Here is a 15678-nt window from a genome sequence, read left to right as displayed (position 1 = left end):
GATTTAGAATGTGAAGTATCGGCTAAACGGATATTTAATCGAGATGACCCCGGATCAACTTATAACGTTCGCCGCCGTCGCTGAGCATCGCAACATCAGCCGGGCGGCGGTGGCGCTGCATCTGTCGCAGCCGGCGGTGTCCGGCCAGCTAAGGCAATTGCAGGACGAGTTCGGCGAGCCGCTGTATCAGCGCGATGGCCGCGGGGTGCGGCTGACGCCAGCCGGCGAACAGCTCGCCGCCTATGCGGCGCGGCTGCGCGACACCTGGCGGCAGGCGCATGCCTATCGCGACGCGCTGCGCGGTCTCGAACAGGGCACCTTGCGGATCGGCGCGAGCACGACGCCGGCGAGCTACCTGTTGCCGTACCTGATCGCCGAATTCCATCGCCGCTATCCGCACGTGAGCGTGCATACCGCCAACGGCAACACGGCCGAGATCGTCGGTGCGCTCGGCTCGGTCGACATCGCGATGATCGAGGGTCCCGCCGGCGCCGATCTGCCGCCGGACACGGTCGTCCATGCGTGGCGCGAGGACGAGATCGTCGCGATCATGCCGCGCTCGCATCCGCTCGCGCAGGCGGACAATGGCGGGCGCATCGAGCTCGCGGCGTTCGGCGCGTATCCGCTGGTGCTGCGCGAGGAAGGCTCGGGCGTGCGGCAGACGGTCGAGCGCGAGTTCGCACGCGCGGGCGTGCCGATGCGCGTGGCGCTCGAAATCGCGGGGGTCGAAGGGGTGAAGGAGGCGGTGCGGGCGGGGATGGGTGTCGGTTTCGTGTCGGCGATGTCGATGCGGCATGAGGACGGTGCGCTGCGGCTCATGTCGCTGAGCCCGCAGCCGCTGACGCGGCGGCTGTCGATTCTGGTGCCGCATGCGAGCGCGCCGTCGCGGGTGGTCGAGCAGTTTCTGGCGATGTGCGTCGCGGACGAGGGCGGCTGATTACCGCGCTGGCAGCGTATGGGGTCGAGAATCCGAACCCCGCGCGGGGCGCTGCCGTGCCCGGCGCGCTTCGCTTTACGCTCGCCGTATGCCGGCCGCGCCTGGGGATTTCCTCTATGGTGCGCGATGGCTGTCCCGAGCACCATTCGCACATCGCAGCGCCTCGGCGCTTTTTTTCGAAGTTTAGTTGGAACCGGTTCCAAAAGCGGTTTCGCTTCAGGATTGCGTGAGTTGGATATGGCTGATGCAGTGGAGATCGTGGTCGTCGCCAGCGCGTTCGGTGTGAACGCCGTGCGCGCCGACGGCCATCTGAAATGGGCGCAGGCGGCAAAGCGCGCCGGCGCGGCGGGTTTCGAAGTGCGCCGGGAGCTGTTCGCGAGCGACGCGGACGCGGACCCGCAACGGCTGCGCGCGCTCGGCGCGGCGTTGGCCGATCTCGGGCTGTGGTCGGTGTTCTCGACGCCGGCATCGTTGTACGCGGCCGACGGCCAGCTCGATACCGACGCACTGCGTGTCGCGCTCGATCAGGCGGCCGCGCTCGGCGCGCGCTTGGTCAAGCTGCAACTCGGCGGCTTCGCGGGCGAGGCTCACGGCGCGGCCATCGTCGCGAGCGGCTCGGGCACCACTGGCGGTGCGCAGCCACGGCTCGTCGTCGAAAACGGGCAACTGGCGCAGGGCGGCTCGCCCGCGCAGTTCGTCGGGCTGTTCGATGCGCTCGCGCGTGAAGGCCACGCGGGCGTGCTCGGCATGACCTTCGATACCGGCAACTGGGCGTGGCTCGACGTCGCGCCGCTATCCATCGCGCCGCAGCTCGCGCCGTACGTCGAGTACATCCATTGCAAGACCACCACGGGCGAGGGCGCGCGGCGCTTTGCGAGCGCGCCGGCCGAGGATGACGCGCCATTGCGCGCGCTCCTCGACCGGCTGCCGCGCGAGGTGCCGCGCGGCATCGAGTTTCCGTTCGATCCGAGCCGGATCGACGCGGATGCCGCGCGTTATGTGAGCTGGCTTGCGCGCGTGTAGACGCGCGACGCGGCATCACGAAGCGCCTCGGTCGAAGCCGTATAGCAGACGAGGCGGCAACTCAGGCAGCAACCCCGGCAGCAACCCAGGCAGCAAAGAACGCATTCCACGCAACACGAATCACCGCATCAGAAGCACCACCAGGAGCCCAGCATGACGCACCCTTACCCCGCGCTCGACGTGATCACCTACGGCGAAGCGATGGCGATGTTCGTCGCCGCCGAAGCCGGCCCGCTCGCGGGCGTCGGGCACTTCACGAAGCGCATCGCCGGCGCGGATCTGAACGTCGCGATCGGCTTGTCCCGACTTGGCTTCAGGGTGGGCTGGATGAGCCGCGTCGGCGACGATTCGTTCGGCCGGTACGTGCGCGACACGCTGACGAAAGAGGGCATCGACCAGCAATGCGTGAGCACCGACGCGCGCCATCCGACCGGCTTCCAGCTGAAGTCGAAGAGCGACGACGGCAGCGACCCGGCGGTCGAATACTTCCGCAAGGGCTCGGCGGCGAGCCATCTGTCGCTCGACGACTACCTCGCCGATTACGTGCTGCCCGCGCGTCATCTGCATCTGACCGGCGTCGCCCCGGCGATCTCGGCAAGCTCGCGCGAACTCGCATTCCACCTGGCCCGCGAAATGCGCGCTGCGGGCAGGACGATCTCGTTCGACCCGAACCTGCGTCCGACGCTGTGGCCCTCGCGCGCGGCGATGGTCGAAGGCTTGAACGCGCTCGCCGCGCTCGCCGACTGGGTGCTGCCCGGCATCGGCGAGGGTGAGATTCTGACCGGCCACACGCAGCCGGAGGACATCGCGAAGTTCTATCTCGAGCGCGGCGCGCGCGGCGTGATCGTCAAGCTCGGCGCGCAGGGCGCGTATTACCGCACCGCGACCGATGCCGCGACGATCGCTGGCCGGCCGGTCGCGAGCGTCGTCGATACGGTCGGCGCGGGCGATGGTTTCGCGGTCGGCGTGATCAGCGCGCTGCTCGAAGGCCGCACGCTCGCGCAGGCGGTCGCGCGTGGCAACCGGATCGGCGCGCTCGCGATCCAGGTGATCGGCGATTCGGAAGGTTTGCCGAGCCGCGCCGAACTCGACGCGCTGGAGCTGGCCGAGGTACCGGACATCGCAAGCGCGGCCTGACGCGGATCGGACCGCATCGATAGCGCTGCATCCACAACCAGCATCGACGACAACAAGAGCGCCCACAGCGCGCCCAGATTTTTTCATCATTGATTCGGGACGACGCCGTCCAAGGAGACTTCCATGACCTCATCGCTTGCGATTCGCCGTTGGTGGACGATCATGCCGATCGTGTTCATCACCTACAGCCTCGCGTATCTGGATCGCGCGAATTTCGGCTTCGCGTCAGCGGCCGGCATCAACCAGGATCTCGGCATCAGCAAGGGGCTCGCGTCGCTGATCGGCGCGCTGTTCTTCCTCGGCTATTTCTTCTTCCAGATTCCGGGTGCGATCTATGCCGAGCGCCGCAGCGTGAAGAAACTGGTGTTCTGGAGCCTCGTTCTGTGGGGCGGCTGCGCGGCGTTGACCGGCATGGTCAGCAACATTCCGTCGCTGATGGCGATCCGCTTCCTGCTCGGCGTCGTCGAAGCCGCGGTAATGCCGGCGATGCTGATCTTCATCTGCAACTGGTTCACCAAGAGCGAGCGCTCGCGCGCGAACACGTTCCTGATCCTCGGCAATCCGGTCACGGTGCTGTGGATGTCGGTCGTGTCGGGCTATCTCGTGCATTCGTTCGGCTGGCGGCAGATGTTCATCGCCGAGGGCGCGCCCGCGATCATCTGGGCGATCTGCTGGTGGTTCCTCGTCAAGGACAAGCCCGAGCAGGTGTCGTGGCTCACGCAAGAGGAAAAAGACGCGCTCGCGCAGACGCTGCGCGCGGAGCAGGCCGCGATCAAGCCGGTGCGCAACTACAGCGAGGCGTTTCGCACGCCCGCGGTCATCAAGCTGTGCGCGCAGTATTTCTGCTGGAGCATCGGCGTGTACGGCTTCGTGCTGTGGCTGCCGTCGATCCTGAAGAACGGCTCGTCGTTCGGCATGGTGGAAACCGGCTGGCTGTCGGCGCTGCCGTATCTGGCCGCGACGATCGCGATGCTTGCAGCTTCGTGGGCATCGGATAAACTCAACCGCCGCAAGGTGTTCGTGTGGCCGTTCCTGCTGATCGGTGCGATTGCGTTCGCGGCGTCGTACGGGCTCGGCTCCGCGCATTTCTGGGTCTCGTATGCGCTGCTCGTGATCGCGGGCGCGGCGATGTACGCGCCGTATGGACCGTTCTTCGCGATCGTTCCGGAACTGCTGCCGAAGAACGTCGCGGGCGGCGCGATGGCGCTGATCAACAGCATGGGCGCGCTCGGTTCGTTCGTCGGCTCGTACGTGGTCGGTTATCTGAACGGCGCGACCGGGTCGCCCGCGGCATCGTATGCATTCATGAGCGTGGCGCTCGTCGCCGCGGTGATCCTCACGCTCGCCGTCAAGCCGGCCGCCGCCGAACAACGTGGCTCCGCTCGTCCCACCGTCACAAGGAAAATTAGCTGATGAACAAGATCGTCGCCTGGAAGTCGCTGCCCGAGGATGTGCTCGCCTATCTGCAACAGCATGCGCAGGTCGTGCAGGTCGATCCGTCTCAGCATGATGCGTTGGTCGCCGCGCTGCGCGACGCCGACGGCGGCATCGGCGCGAGCGTGCAGATCACGCCGGCGATGCTCGAAGGCGCGAGCCGGCTGAAGGCGCTGTCGACGATCTCGGTCGGCTACGACCAGTTCGACGTCGCCGACCTAACGCGCCGCGGCATCGTGCTCGCGCACACGCCGGACGTGCTGACCGAATCGACCGCCGATACCGTGTTCTCGCTGATCCTCGCGTCCGCGCGGCGCGTCGTCGAGCTGGCCGACTGGGTCAAGGCAGGGCAGTGGCGCACGAGCATCGGGCCCGCGCAGTTCGGGCTCGACGTGCAGGGCAAGACGATCGGCATCGTCGGCTTGGGTCGGATCGGCGGCGCGGTCGCGCGACGCGCGGCGCATGGCTTCAACATGAAGGTGCTGTATACGAACCGCAGCGCGAACCACCAAGCGGAGCAGGCGTATGGCGCGCGGCGCGTCGAGCTGGCTGAATTGCTCGCGCAGTCCGATTTCGTCTGTCTGCAGGTGCCGCTCACGCGAGAGACGCGGCATCTGATCGGCGCCGCCGAACTGCGCGCGATGAAGAAGAGCGCGATCCTGATCAACGCTTCACGCGGCGCGACCGTCGACGAACCGGCGCTGATCGAGGCGCTGCGCAACGGCACGATTCACGGCGCGGGCCTCGACGTGTTCGACACCGAACCGTTGCCTGCCGACTCGCCGTTGCTCGCCATGCCGAACGTGGTCGCATTGCCGCATATCGGCTCGGCGACGCACGAGACCCGTCATGCGATGGCGCTCAACGCGGCGGAGAACCTGGTCGCCGCGCTCGACGGCACATTGACGACCAACATCGTCAACCGTGACGTCCTGGCGAAGTGATTCGCAGGGCGGCGCGCAAGCTCCCGTCCTCGGACCGGCACGAGCGATGAGCGAATGAGCACGACCCCGCCCCCGGCCAGCATGCCGCCTGGTCCCCCGAGCGCGCCGACGCGCCGCGCGACGATCACCGATGTCGCGCGTGAAGCCGGCACCGGCAAGACCAGCATCTCGCGCTATCTGAACGGCGAGTTCAGCGCGCTGTCGCCCGAGCTGCGCGCGCGCATCGAAGCCGCGATCGCGCGGCTCGACTATCAGCCGAACCAGATGGCGCGCGGCCTGAAGCGCGGCCGCAACCGGCTGATCGGCATGCTGGTCGCCGACCTGACCAATCCGTACTCCGTCGAAGTGCTGCAAGGCGTCGAGGCCGCGTGCCACGCGCTCGGCTTGATGCCGCTGATTTGCCACGCGGCGAACGAAGTCGAGATGGAGCGGCGTTATCTGCAACTGCTGACCACGTACCGCGTGGAAGGTGTGATCGTCAACGCGCTAGGCGTGCGCGAGGAGACGTTGCGGCCGGTCGGCGACGGCGGGATTCCGGCGGTGCTGGTCGATCGGCGCGTGGAGGGGCTGGTCGCCGACATGGTCGGTCTCGACAATGGCGCGGCCGCCGCGCTCGGTACGCGGCATCTGCTCGAACGGGGCTTCGAGCACATCTGGTTCGTCGTGCAGCCGTTCGAGCAGGTCAGCTCGCGGCAGTTGCGCGTCGAAGCATTCGATCGGGCGATGCGCGACGATGGCCGCGCGCGCGGTCGTACGCTGGTGCTCGATCTCGCCGATGCAACTGCGCTCGAGCGCGGTCTCGCGGAGCTGGATCGTGCGATCGACTCGCCAGGCGGGGCCGGTGCCGAGCCCGCCGGCGCCTCCCCACGCGTCGCGCTGTTCGCGGCCAACGCACCGGTCGCGTTGCGTCTCGCGCTGCATCTGAACGCGCGTTACGGCGCGCACTGGCAGAGCCGCGTCGCGCTGCTTTCCATCGACGATCCGGAGTGGGCCGAGCTCGCCGGCATCACGACGATCCGCCAGCCGACCTACGACATCGGTTATCGCGCGGTCGAATTCCTGCACGAGCGCATCGAAGGCGCGCAGACGGGCGCGCGCGACTGCCTGCTGCCCGGCGAGCTGATCGTGCGTGCGTCGACCGCACGCTGATTTCCGGCCAATCTGCGATGATGCGGGCTGCGGCGCGCAGCGGTTGCGCGCCGGGGATTGCAAGGAACCCCGCAAGGATACTCATGGTCGTGCCACCGCTCACCCTCGCGAGTCTCGCGCTCGCCACGCTCGTCATCGCCGCTTTACCGTTTCTGATTTACCGACAATTGCGCCGTCCGCTCGCGCTTCGGCCGCGCGACGCGATCGCCGGCGTCGCGGTGTTCGCGCTGTTCGCGATGGTCATCGAGCGTGCACTGCACGACTATCTGTTGCGTGGCAACGAGACGACCGCGGCGTTCCTTTCGCAGCCGCTCGCGTTCGTCGTCTATGGTGCGCTGGCCGCGGGCGTTTGCGAGGAAGTGGGGCGGTTCGTCGGCATGCGGCTGCTCATGAAGCGCGCGGCGGCGCGGCCGGCGGTGCGCAAAAAGGCGAACGTCGACGCGCCCGCCGGCGTCGCTGCAAGCGCGGGCGCGAGCCCCGCCGCCAGCACGACCGCCGACACGCGCACCGCCGCATTGCGCGCCGACGATGGCGCCGCGCTCAGCTACGGCCTCGGCCACGGCGGCGCGCAAGCGTGGATGGTCGGCGTGTTCGTGCAGTTCCAGTGGCTCGTGTTCGCGGTCCTCGAAAACCGTGGCCGGCTCGGCGATTACCTCGGCAATCTGCCGGCCGAAGCGGTGATGCGCGTGCATCTGATTCTCGCGAGCCTGACGCCGCAACTGGCCGGCATTTTCGCGCTCGAACGCGTCGCGGCGCTGGTGTTCCAGATCGGCCTGTCGGTGCTGATGTGGCGCGGCGTGCGGGCCGGCTCGCGCGGCATCCTGCCGCTCGCGATCGGGGTGCACGCGCTGATCGACGTGCCTGCGGCAATGACGCAGGCGCGGCTGCTGCCGCTCGCGGCGGCCGATACGATCTATGGGGTGGCGGCGGTGTTCGTCGCGGGACTGCTGATACGGATTTACCGGCGGCCGGCGGCGGCGTGAGCGGATGAGCCGCTGGACAGCAGGCGCCTCGCTATCCCTTCAGCGTTTCTCTAAAATGCGCCTACGTTTCAGGACCTTCTTTTCCCGGCAGCCTTCATGGAAGCTTACCAATACGACTGCGCGCATCCGGAGTTCGACGAGCTCGCGCGCGTCATCAGCGATCTGTTTCCCGAGCAGACGCAGTTCATCGAGCGTGCCGCCGACGATGGCACGCCCACACTGACGGTTCACTGGGTAGCAATGCGCTTCGGTTCCACCGCGCGCCGTATCGTGATGACGGTCGCGATCGCGCCGGCGGCGCTCGCGCGTTATCGCGCGATGCCGGCGCGGTTGCGTGGCCGCAGCTTTGCGGTATTGCGCGCGTACGTCGAAGCGAGCCTGGGCTCGCTCGAAGAAATGTACGCGAATGGCGAGGCGGTCCCGCGCGAAGTCACGGTCGATCTCGGCGACGAGTTCGCGTGACGCGCGAATGAAGCGCGAATGAAGCGCGGGCGAAGCGGATTCAATCCGCGAGCCGATAGACCTTCGCGAAACGCGCGGCCTGCACGACGCCATAGTCGCCGGGCGCGTACTGCATGACCCAGTCGCCGGCCGCGCCGTGCAGCACGTCGCCGCCGCTCGCGCAGCGCGCGAGCGAGAAGGACTCGTCCATCCGGCGGGCGAGTACGACCGCCGGGCGGTTGCGGTAGGCGCCGGCTTCGCCGTGCGCGAGCGCGGCATCGGCGGGCAGGTACTTCGCATCGAAGCGCTCGCGCGACACGACCCAGCGCTCGCCGGTCGAGCCGGTGATCAGCGCATCGCCGCGCACATAGCGGTTCGGGCCTTCGAGGCTCATCAACTGGCCTTCGGCGGCGGCGAATTCGACGCTTACCGTTTCGTCCTTGACGACGCGTTGGGCGTGCGGATCGTCACGCAAATCGAGATTCCTGAGTTCGGTCATGAAGCGGGTGGAAGATTAGGGGGTGAGCGTTGCGGCGAGACTTGCCGCTTTGCGGCGATCGTGCGTCGAGTCGCTGGGACGGGTAGCCGGCCCAGACAGCGCGGCTCCGAATAATGCCAGATGCATGAGCCGGGCGGGGGGAGGCGAAAGGCTGAGGTGTGGTGAGAAAGCCGCTGTTCGGGCGCCATCGGAATTGCCGAAATCAACCGCATCCGAACGGACCGGCGCCCGCAACGGGGCAACCCCCGCCGCGGGCGCTCTTTCATTACGGCTTGACGGTCGCGTCGCTCGCGGCTTCGGCCGCGGGCTTGCCGCCCTTGCCCTTGCCATGGTGGCCGCGATGATGACCCTCGGGGCCGCCCTGGTGGAACGTCGCGTCGGCGAGCTTCTTCTGCTCCGGCGACAGGCTGCTATACAGCGGATCGAACGCATCGACGAGCTTCTTCATGCCGTCCGCATGCGCCTGCGCGATCGTTGCGTACTGTTTCATGTCGTCGAGCGCGCTCACGTTGGTGGCCGCCTTGCGCTGCTCGAACAACTGGCCCATCGTTTCGCCGTTGCTGCGCATGACGTCGGCGAACGCCTTCCATTGCGTTTCCTGCGCGGGCGTGATCTTCAGTTGCGAGTGCAGATAAGCGATGCGGTCTTCGACGTTGCGTTCGTGGCCGGCCTTGGCCGCGGAGGCCGAGGCCGTGGTGTCCGGCGCTGCGGCCGGCGCGGCGGTTTGGGCGAACGCGCCGCCCATCGAAACGGCCGTAGCCAGCATAACCAGTGCTTTTTTCATCGAAACTCCTGATGTCTGTTCGTTATTGAGACACGGCGCGCGGCGAGCGTCTTGCCCCGCGCCAGCGGCGAATGGCGCCGCACCGCAAGCGGCTGCCGCATTCGCCCGGCGCCGCTATTAGTAACACGTTAACCCTACAATACGGTGCGTGTGCGACAAACGCTTACAACCGAAACGAACGCGAAACGGCTCGCGCCTGAGCGGCAATCGCGCCGGCATACTGCGCCGGGGCCGCCCCACAGTGTGCCGTGCATCTGTGACCGTAGCGCGTGACATGGCGCCGCTGCGTGCAGACGCGCGATAATCCGCGACATTCCACACCAACTTCCTTCCACACCAACTTCCTTCCCCTTCGATGAGACCTCCGCGCCTCGACCAGCTCGACGACCTCGACCGCAACCTCGTTGCACTGCTGCAAGCCAACGCGCGCGAGAGCGTCGCGAATCTTGCGCGGCAGCTCGGCGTCGCGCGCACGACCGTGATCGCGCGCATTGCGCGGCTCGAGCGCAGCAACGTGATCGCCGGCTACAGCGTGAGGCTTGGCCAGGATGTGCTCGATTCGAGCATCGTTGCGTATGTCGGCATCATCATCGCGCCGAAGCACGGACAGGCCGTGCAGAAACGCCTCGGCAAAATGCCCGAAGTGCAGATGCTGTGCGCGGTCAGCGGCGAGTTCGACTACGTGGCATGGCTGCGCGCCGATTCGCCCGAGCGGCTCAACGATCTGCTCGATCAGATCGGCGGGCTCGAGGGCGTCGAGCGGACCACGACGTCGATCATTCTCGCGCGCAAGATCGACCGCGGCGCGGTGTGAGTCGGCGTGCGGCGTAACCTCTTCGCGAGTGCTGCGAGAGTCCATCGTTGACGCCTTTTTTACGCTGTTTCGACAAATCGTTTGACCGGTTCGTCAGAACGTCGAACCGGATGGTCATACCGCAGCATTTTGCGCGTATGAACTGTTTTTGCTTCTTCCTACACTGTCATTCAGGGGTTCGGCCCGCAGGCGCCGCGCGCAACACGCGGCGCACTTCCCAAGCTCAGAGACAGCACATGGATAACAAGGAGAAGCAGATGAAAGTAGCTATCGTTGGCGCAGGTCTGATCGGTCACACCATTGCCCATATGCTGCGCGAGACGGGCGACTACGAAGTCGTCGCGTTCGACCGCGATCAGCACGCGCTCGACAAGCTCGCCGCCCAGGGCATTCCCACCCGCCGCATCGATTCCGCCGACGCCGCCTTGCTGCGCGCCGCGATCCAGGGCTTCGACGTGCTGATCAACGCGCTGCCGTACTACCTCGCGGTCAACGTCGCAGCGGCCGCGAAGGGCGCGGATGTCCATTATTTCGACCTGACCGAGGACGTACGCGCGACGCACGCGATCCGCGCGATCGCCGCAGATGCCGATCACGCATTCATGCCGCAGTGCGGTCTCGCGCCGGGTTTCATCGGCATTGCCGCGCACGAGCTCGCGAATCGCTTCACGGAAATCCGCGACGTGAAGATGCGCGTCGGCGCGCTGCCCGAGTTTCCGACCAATGCGCTGAAGTACAACCTGACGTGGAGCGTCGACGGCCTGATCAACGAGTACTGCCAGCCGTGCGAGGCCATCCGCGATGGCCGCACGCAATGGGTGCAGCCGCTCGAAGGCCTCGAGCATTTCTCGCTCGACGGCACCGAGTACGAAGCGTTCAACACGTCGGGCGGGCTGGGCACGCTGTGCGAAACGCTGGCGGGCCGCGTCGAATCGCTCGACTACAAGTCGGTGCGCTATCCGGGTCATCGCAACCTGATGCAGTTCCTGCTCGAAGACCTGCGTTTGTCGAGCGACCGCGATACGCTGAAGACCATCATGCGCCGCTCGGTGCCGTCGACCGCGCAAGATGTCGTGCTGGTGTTCATCACCGTGAGCGGCATGCGCGACGGTCAGCTGGTGCAGGAGGTGTTCACGCGCAAGATCTTCGCGAAGACCGTCTGCGGGGTGCCGATGAGCGCGATTCAGATCACGACCGCCGGCGCGATGTGCGCGGTGCTCGATCTGTTCCGCGAGCGCAAGCTGCCGCAAAAGGGCTTCGTGCGCCAGGAGCAGGTGTCGCTCGGCGATTTTCTGGCGAACCGCTTCGGCAAGTTGTACGAAGGGCAGTCGCTGGAGGCGATGGCGACCGTTTGAGGCCGGCATGGCTCGCGGCGAATGAAAATCCCCGTACGTCGCCGACGTACGGGGATTTTCCGTTTTTCAGCCATCATCGGGCCGGCGCGGCACTCGCCAGACAGAAGGGAGGGCCGTCATCCAGCCACGATTTGCGCGACGAGCGCTTCATGGTCCGCCGAACTGGGCGCGGTATTGTCGAACATCAGCAGACCCTCGCGGCTCGCGCCGCTCGGCTCGAAGCGCCGCCGCCGGTAGTCGTCCCAGTGCGCGAGCTTGTACGCATCGTTGGGATTCGCGCGCGCGACGATCCGCTGCCGCGCCACGTCCTCCGAGGTCCGCACCCACACGACACGCAACCTCACGTCCGGCGCGACGCCGAGCCACGCATGATCGAACAGCCGCCGCTCGCGCACCTCGCGAGACAGCGGGCCGACGACCAACGCGCTGATGCCGAGTTCGAGATTGTCGCGCGCCGTATCAATGAGGCCGCGATACTCGGGGTCGCGCAGATGCTGCAGGAAAAGAGGGCTGTCGCGATCGTTCGGATTGCCGGTCAGCATCGCCATCGCGGCCGCGCTATAGCCGCCGTACAGCGTGTCCTTGTCGAGCAGGCAGAAGGGGGTGCCGCTCACTTTCATCAGCGGGCCGAGCAGTTTTTTCGCCAGCGTCGTCTTGCCCGTGCCCGCATGACCGCAAAAGAAAACCAGAGAAGTCACGCAGGCTTGTCCTCACGCGGCGCGGCGGCGTCATCGGGGCGCGGGTCGCGCGCGAACGTGCCGTTGGCCTCGAGCCACATCACGTTGATGATGCCGAAGCCGAGCGCCACACCCACGCCGAGAATCCAGGTGAAATACCACATCGCAGTCTCCTTGATCGTGCGTCCGGCGACGCGGATCGACAGGCATGCCGGCAACCGACGATGGCCAGCCGCGAGCGCGGCCGCCTGCACCGATCATGAAGAAGAACGCCGCGCCATGCAAGAGGCGCGGCGCCCGAGCTCCGTGCGCCGGGGCTGGCGGTATGTCCGCGCGTTGCTATGATGCGCAACGGTGATGCGTACGAGCGTACCGTGTCCGCCGAACCGGCGGACACGGAGCGACGACCCACACCGCGTAGTCGGAAACGCGGGCCGCAATCGAGAGCACAGGGGAGAACCAGCATGCCGAGGCGCCTGTCTTGCCGCTGCCGAGCCGCACGGATGGCCGGGTCCGCACGCTGCGCCGCGTTGGCCGCATGCGTCGCGCTCAGCGTGCTCACGCTGGCCGGCTGCGCGTCGACGCCGGCCGAGCCGGTACCGTTCAAACCGGTGCCTGCCGAGCGCATCGTCAGACAGGGCTATACGGCGCCGGGCCCCGGCCTCGTCGCGGTGGACGTGCGGCGCGAGCGTTCGCGCGACGTGATCGTGCGGTTCCGCAATGCGCTCGTCTATATCGACGGCGAGCGCGTGACCGACCTGATGAACGGCGAGCATGTGGTGTTCTATCTGCGGCCCGGCGCACATCGGATCGGCGTATCGACGCAGTTCGATCCGGTCATCGAGCTGAACTTCGTCGTGACGGCCGACCCGCGCTACACGAACCGCGCCTCGGTCACGTTCAACGACGATCACCGCATCGGCCTGCAGCGGGTCGCGCAGTAGCCTGTCGTCGCGCATTAACAATTGGAAACGCGCGGCTCACGCGGCGCGTCTTAACATGGCGGCTGATTCAAGCCGGCTGGAAGCGTGCTTGTCCGTTCATGCAGACCCGTCGCCCGTCTTACGCAATGCTTACGTGAGAGGGTGGCGAGGTCTGCTTTTGTATGCAAGGTAATTCGAACATGCTGATCAATTGCGCCGCCTATCAGGACGGCCGGAAACTCGCCGACATCGATATCGACAGCATCAGCGACTACGTCGCGCGGCGCGAGTGCTTCGTCTGGGTCGCACTGAAAGACCCGGAGCCCGAGGAACTCGCGGCCATGAAAGACGAATTCAATCTGCACGAGCTCGCGATCGAAGACGCGCAACACGGTCATCAGCGCCCGAAAATCGAGGAGTACGGCGATTCGGTCTTCACCGTGATGCACACGGTCGAGATGGATGAGACAGGCGAGCTGGTGATCGGCGAAGTCGATGTGTTCGCCGGCACCAACTATGTGCTGTCGGTGCGCCGCGGCACGCGCACCGGTTTCCAGAGCGTGCGGACGCGCTGCGAGCGCGAGCCGCATCTGTTGAAGGAAGGCTCGGCGTTCGTGCTGTACGCACTGATCGACGACGTGGTCGACCGTTATTTCCCGATCATCGAGGCGATGAGCACCGAGCTCGAAACGCTCGAGGACCGCATCTTCGAGAAGAACGATTCGGCCGCCTCGCGCGCGATCGTGCAGGACCTGTACTCGATGAAGCGCCGGCTCGTGATCCTCCAGCACCATATCGTGCCGCTGCAGGAAGCGGTCGGCAAACTGACGGGCGGCCGCATTCCGAGTGTTTGCGCAGGCATGCAGGCGTACTTCCGCGACGTCTACGACCACCTCGACCGGATCGTCAGAACCATCGAGGGGCGCCGCGAAATCGTCGTCACGGCGGTGCAGGTGAACCTCGGCATGATCTCGCTCGCCGAGAGCGAAATCACCAAGCGGCTCGGCTCGTTCGCGGCGCTGTTCGCGGTGCCGACCATGATCGCCGGCATCTACGGGATGAACTTCGAGCGCATTCCCGAGCTGCATTTCAAGTTCGGCTATCCGGTCGTGCTGGCGGTGATGCTGGCGATCGACTGCGTGCTGTACCGGCGTTTTCGCAAGGCCGGCTGGCTGTAGCTGGCGCGCCGTTCAATTTCCTCGGGGTTTCACTTTCCTCGGGGTTTCACTTGCGGCGCGCGCGATACCAGGCCAGCATAAGCGGCCTGTGTGTCGCGCCGCACGCGACGCACAGGCGTCATCGACTGCACGAACTGAGCGAGGGAACCTTGCCACACGCTGCCCGGATCGATCGAGCGCATTGCGGCGCCGCAGATGTTGCGCGCCGGTGCGTTGCAACAGCGCGAATCGTTGACATTCCGAAGAGCTTGCGCTGAGAATGGGCCTCGCAAACGTTTGCGCATCACAAAAAATACGGCTCGCCCGCGAGCCTGACAACCTTGGAGATACGCATGAGCCATCGAACCCGTCGTCGCATTCTTGCCGCCGCAGTTCTCGCCACCGCCTCCGCCGTCCTGCCTTTTTCCGCCGCCCACGCGCAGAACGCCCCGGCTCATAAGCCGAAGGTCGCGCTCGTGATGAAGTCGCTCGCCAACGAGTTCTTCCTGACCATGGAGACCGGGGCGAAAGACTATCAGAAGCAGAACCCCGGCAAGTTCGACCTGATCACCAACGGCATCAAGGACGAAACCGACACCGCCAACCAGATCCGCATCGTCGAGCAGATGATCGTGTCGAAGGTCGACGCGATCGTGCTCGCGCCGGCCGATTCGAAGGCGCTGGTGCCGGTCGTCAAGAAGGCGGTCGACGCGGGCATCATCGTCGTCAACATCGACAACCGGCTCGATCCGGACGTGCTGAAGTCGAAAGACCTGAACGTGCCGTTCGTCGGCCCCGACAATCGCAAGGGCGCGCGGCTCGTCGGTGACTACCTCGCGAAGCGCCTGAAGGCCGGCGACGAGGTCGGCATCCTCGAAGGCGTGTCGACCACCACCAACGCGCAGCAGCGTACCGCGGGCTTCAAGGACGCGATGCAGGCAGTCGGCGCGAAAGTCGTGTCGGTGCAGTCGGGCGAGTGGGAAATCGACAAGGGCAACGCGGTCGCATCGGCCATGCTCAACGAGTATCCGAACCTGAAGGCGCTGCTCGCCGGCAACGACAACATGGCGATCGGCGCGGTGTCGGCCGTGCGCGCGGCCGGCAAGCAGGGCAAGGTGCTGGTGGTCGGCTACGACAACATCAACGCGATCCATCCGATGCTGAAGGACGGCCGCGTGCTCGCCACCGCCGACCAGTTCGCGGCGAAGCAGGCCGTGTTCGGGATCGATACCGCGTTGAAGGCATTGAGCGAAAACAAGAAGCAGTCGCAGCTGTCGGGCGTCGTCGAAACGCCGGTCGTTCTGGTGACGAAGGACACCCTGAAGTAAGCGCGCCGCGCCCGGCGTGAAGCACGAGCCGGGCGCAGCCGGAAAAACGCACGGGAAGCCGCAAAAATCACCACGAATTATGGATAGCGTGTT

The 15678-nt window shown here is 66.2% G+C and carries 17 protein-coding genes; 13 read left to right on the top strand and 4 right to left on the bottom strand.

Annotated elements, in window-relative coordinates; all coding sequences use genetic code 11:
- Positions 1-43: 43 nt before the first annotated feature.
- The 8 genes from OKW40_RS07500 to OKW40_RS07465 all read left to right on the top strand — a co-directional run bounded on the left by OKW40_RS07500 (position 44) and on the right by OKW40_RS07465 (position 8069).
- A complete protein-coding gene (locus tag OKW40_RS07500) occupies positions 44-937 on the top strand; it encodes a LysR family transcriptional regulator (protein ID WP_184022703.1) in 894 nt (297 codons plus the stop codon).
- A 237-nt stretch (positions 938-1174) separates the two neighbouring features.
- On the top strand, positions 1175-1960 hold the full coding sequence (locus OKW40_RS07495) for a sugar phosphate isomerase/epimerase family protein (RefSeq protein WP_429489024.1): 786 nt from the start codon (positions 1175-1177) through the stop codon (positions 1958-1960).
- 153 nt (positions 1961-2113) lie between these two features.
- A complete protein-coding gene (locus tag OKW40_RS07490) occupies positions 2114-3097 on the top strand; it encodes a sugar kinase (protein WP_429355675.1) in 984 nt (327 codons plus the stop codon).
- A gap of 123 nt (positions 3098-3220) precedes the next feature.
- A complete protein-coding gene (locus OKW40_RS07485) occupies positions 3221-4510 on the top strand; it encodes an MFS transporter (RefSeq protein WP_429489022.1) in 1290 nt (429 codons plus the stop codon).
- Entirely contained in the window at positions 4510-5475 is a 966-nt protein-coding gene (locus OKW40_RS07480) for a 2-hydroxyacid dehydrogenase (protein WP_090805308.1), read from the top strand. Before OKW40_RS07485 ends, OKW40_RS07480 begins: the two co-directional genes overlap by 1 nt.
- A gap of 54 nt (positions 5476-5529) precedes the next feature.
- Positions 5530-6624 carry a LacI family DNA-binding transcriptional regulator gene (locus OKW40_RS07475; protein WP_429489020.1) on the top strand — a complete coding sequence of 365 codons (1095 nt, stop codon included), beginning with the start codon at positions 5530-5532 and terminating at the stop codon, positions 6622-6624.
- Positions 6625-6707: 83 nt separating this feature from the next.
- On the top strand, positions 6708-7607 hold the full coding sequence (locus OKW40_RS07470; RefSeq protein WP_429489018.1) for a YhfC family intramembrane metalloprotease: 900 nt from the start codon (positions 6708-6710) through the stop codon (positions 7605-7607).
- A gap of 96 nt (positions 7608-7703) precedes the next feature.
- Positions 7704-8069, top strand: a complete 366-nt coding sequence (locus tag OKW40_RS07465; protein ID WP_184056713.1) for a DUF3022 domain-containing protein — start codon at positions 7704-7706, stop codon at positions 8067-8069.
- A 40-nt stretch (positions 8070-8109) separates the two neighbouring features.
- Here the strand turns inward: OKW40_RS07465 and OKW40_RS07460 are convergent, their stop codons facing one another.
- Positions 8110-8547 (bottom strand): PGDYG domain-containing protein, encoded by a 438-nt coding sequence (locus tag OKW40_RS07460; RefSeq protein WP_090805302.1) that lies wholly within the window; start codon positions 8545-8547, stop codon positions 8110-8112.
- Between the two features lie 265 nt (positions 8548-8812).
- Positions 8813-9331: a Spy/CpxP family protein refolding chaperone gene (locus tag OKW40_RS07455; protein WP_184003867.1), complete on the bottom strand. Its 519-nt coding sequence runs from the start codon at positions 9329-9331 to the stop codon at positions 8813-8815.
- A gap of 355 nt (positions 9332-9686) precedes the next feature.
- Here OKW40_RS07455 and OKW40_RS07450 point away from each other — a divergent pair, with 355 nt between their 5' ends.
- The gene (locus tag OKW40_RS07450; protein WP_429489016.1) at positions 9687-10145 is read left to right on the top strand and encodes an Lrp/AsnC family transcriptional regulator; all 459 of its coding nucleotides are present in this window, start codon (positions 9687-9689) and stop codon (positions 10143-10145) included.
- A gap of 257 nt (positions 10146-10402) precedes the next feature.
- The gene (locus OKW40_RS07445) at positions 10403-11500 is read left to right on the top strand and encodes a saccharopine dehydrogenase C-terminal domain-containing protein (RefSeq protein ID WP_429489014.1); all 1098 of its coding nucleotides are present in this window, start codon (positions 10403-10405) and stop codon (positions 11498-11500) included.
- Between the two features lie 116 nt (positions 11501-11616).
- On the opposite strand, the gene OKW40_RS07440 is transcribed toward OKW40_RS07445, so the two are convergent.
- Both OKW40_RS07440 and cydX read right to left on the bottom strand, forming a co-directional pair.
- Complete coding sequence (locus OKW40_RS07440; RefSeq protein WP_187610530.1) at positions 11617-12198, bottom strand: AAA family ATPase; 582 nt, start codon at positions 12196-12198, stop codon at positions 11617-11619.
- Positions 12195-12341, bottom strand: coding sequence for a cytochrome bd-I oxidase subunit CydX (gene cydX / locus OKW40_RS07435; RefSeq protein ID WP_184056699.1), 147 nt, complete (start codon positions 12339-12341; stop codon positions 12195-12197). The genes OKW40_RS07440 and cydX overlap by 4 nt, the downstream gene beginning before the upstream one ends.
- Before the next feature lie 339 nt (positions 12342-12680).
- On the opposite strand from cydX, the gene OKW40_RS07430 reads away from it, so the two are divergent.
- The 3 genes from OKW40_RS07430 (at position 12681) to OKW40_RS07420 (ending at position 15585) form a co-directional block, all read left to right on the top strand.
- The gene (locus OKW40_RS07430; protein WP_260320941.1) at positions 12681-13121 is read left to right on the top strand and encodes a hypothetical protein; all 441 of its coding nucleotides are present in this window, start codon (positions 12681-12683) and stop codon (positions 13119-13121) included.
- Between the two features lie 179 nt (positions 13122-13300).
- Positions 13301-14278: a magnesium/cobalt transporter CorA gene (gene corA, locus OKW40_RS07425; RefSeq protein WP_429489011.1), complete on the top strand. Its 978-nt coding sequence runs from the start codon at positions 13301-13303 to the stop codon at positions 14276-14278.
- Between the two features lie 332 nt (positions 14279-14610).
- The gene (locus OKW40_RS07420; RefSeq protein WP_184022717.1) at positions 14611-15585 is read left to right on the top strand and encodes a sugar ABC transporter substrate-binding protein; all 975 of its coding nucleotides are present in this window, start codon (positions 14611-14613) and stop codon (positions 15583-15585) included.
- The last annotated feature ends 93 nt before the right edge of the window (positions 15586-15678 follow it).

Source organism: Paraburkholderia sp. RAU6.4a, assembly GCF_050435625.1.
GTDB lineage: Bacteria > Pseudomonadota > Gammaproteobacteria > Burkholderiales > Burkholderiaceae > Paraburkholderia > Paraburkholderia tuberum.
The sequence above is the reverse complement of the archived record's forward strand: the minus strand, read 5'-3'. Positions and strand labels throughout refer to the sequence as shown.

What these genes read in the sequence shown, in the direction of transcription:
- OKW40_RS07500 (WP_184022703.1), top strand. Translation starts at nt 44, where the DNA reads ATGACCCCGGATCAACTTATAACGTTCGCCGCCGTCGCTGAGCATCGC.
- OKW40_RS07495 (WP_429489024.1), top strand. Translation starts at nt 1,175, where the DNA reads ATGGCTGATGCAGTGGAGATCGTGGTCGTCGCCAGCGCGTTCGGTGTG.
- OKW40_RS07490 (WP_429355675.1), top strand. Translation starts at nt 2,114, where the DNA reads ATGACGCACCCTTACCCCGCGCTCGACGTGATCACCTACGGCGAAGCG.
- OKW40_RS07485 (WP_429489022.1), top strand. Translation starts at nt 3,221, where the DNA reads ATGACCTCATCGCTTGCGATTCGCCGTTGGTGGACGATCATGCCGATC.
- OKW40_RS07480 (WP_090805308.1), top strand. Translation starts at nt 4,510, where the DNA reads ATGAACAAGATCGTCGCCTGGAAGTCGCTGCCCGAGGATGTGCTCGCC.
- OKW40_RS07475 (WP_429489020.1), top strand. Translation starts at nt 5,530, where the DNA reads ATGAGCACGACCCCGCCCCCGGCCAGCATGCCGCCTGGTCCCCCGAGC.
- OKW40_RS07470 (WP_429489018.1), top strand. Translation starts at nt 6,708, where the DNA reads ATGGTCGTGCCACCGCTCACCCTCGCGAGTCTCGCGCTCGCCACGCTC.
- OKW40_RS07465 (WP_184056713.1), top strand. Translation starts at nt 7,704, where the DNA reads ATGGAAGCTTACCAATACGACTGCGCGCATCCGGAGTTCGACGAGCTC.
- OKW40_RS07460 (WP_090805302.1), bottom strand. Translation starts at nt 8,547, where the DNA reads ATGACCGAACTCAGGAATCTCGATTTGCGTGACGATCCGCACGCCCAA.
- OKW40_RS07455 (WP_184003867.1), bottom strand. Translation starts at nt 9,331, where the DNA reads ATGAAAAAAGCACTGGTTATGCTGGCTACGGCCGTTTCGATGGGCGGC.
- OKW40_RS07450 (WP_429489016.1), top strand. Translation starts at nt 9,687, where the DNA reads ATGAGACCTCCGCGCCTCGACCAGCTCGACGACCTCGACCGCAACCTC.
- OKW40_RS07445 (WP_429489014.1), top strand. Translation starts at nt 10,403, where the DNA reads ATGAAAGTAGCTATCGTTGGCGCAGGTCTGATCGGTCACACCATTGCC.
- cydX (WP_184056699.1), bottom strand. Translation starts at nt 12,341, where the DNA reads ATGTGGTATTTCACCTGGATTCTCGGCGTGGGTGTGGCGCTCGGCTTC.
- OKW40_RS07430 (WP_260320941.1), top strand. Translation starts at nt 12,681, where the DNA reads ATGGCCGGGTCCGCACGCTGCGCCGCGTTGGCCGCATGCGTCGCGCTC.
- corA (WP_429489011.1), top strand. Translation starts at nt 13,301, where the DNA reads ATGCTGATCAATTGCGCCGCCTATCAGGACGGCCGGAAACTCGCCGAC.
- OKW40_RS07420 (WP_184022717.1), top strand. Translation starts at nt 14,611, where the DNA reads ATGAGCCATCGAACCCGTCGTCGCATTCTTGCCGCCGCAGTTCTCGCC.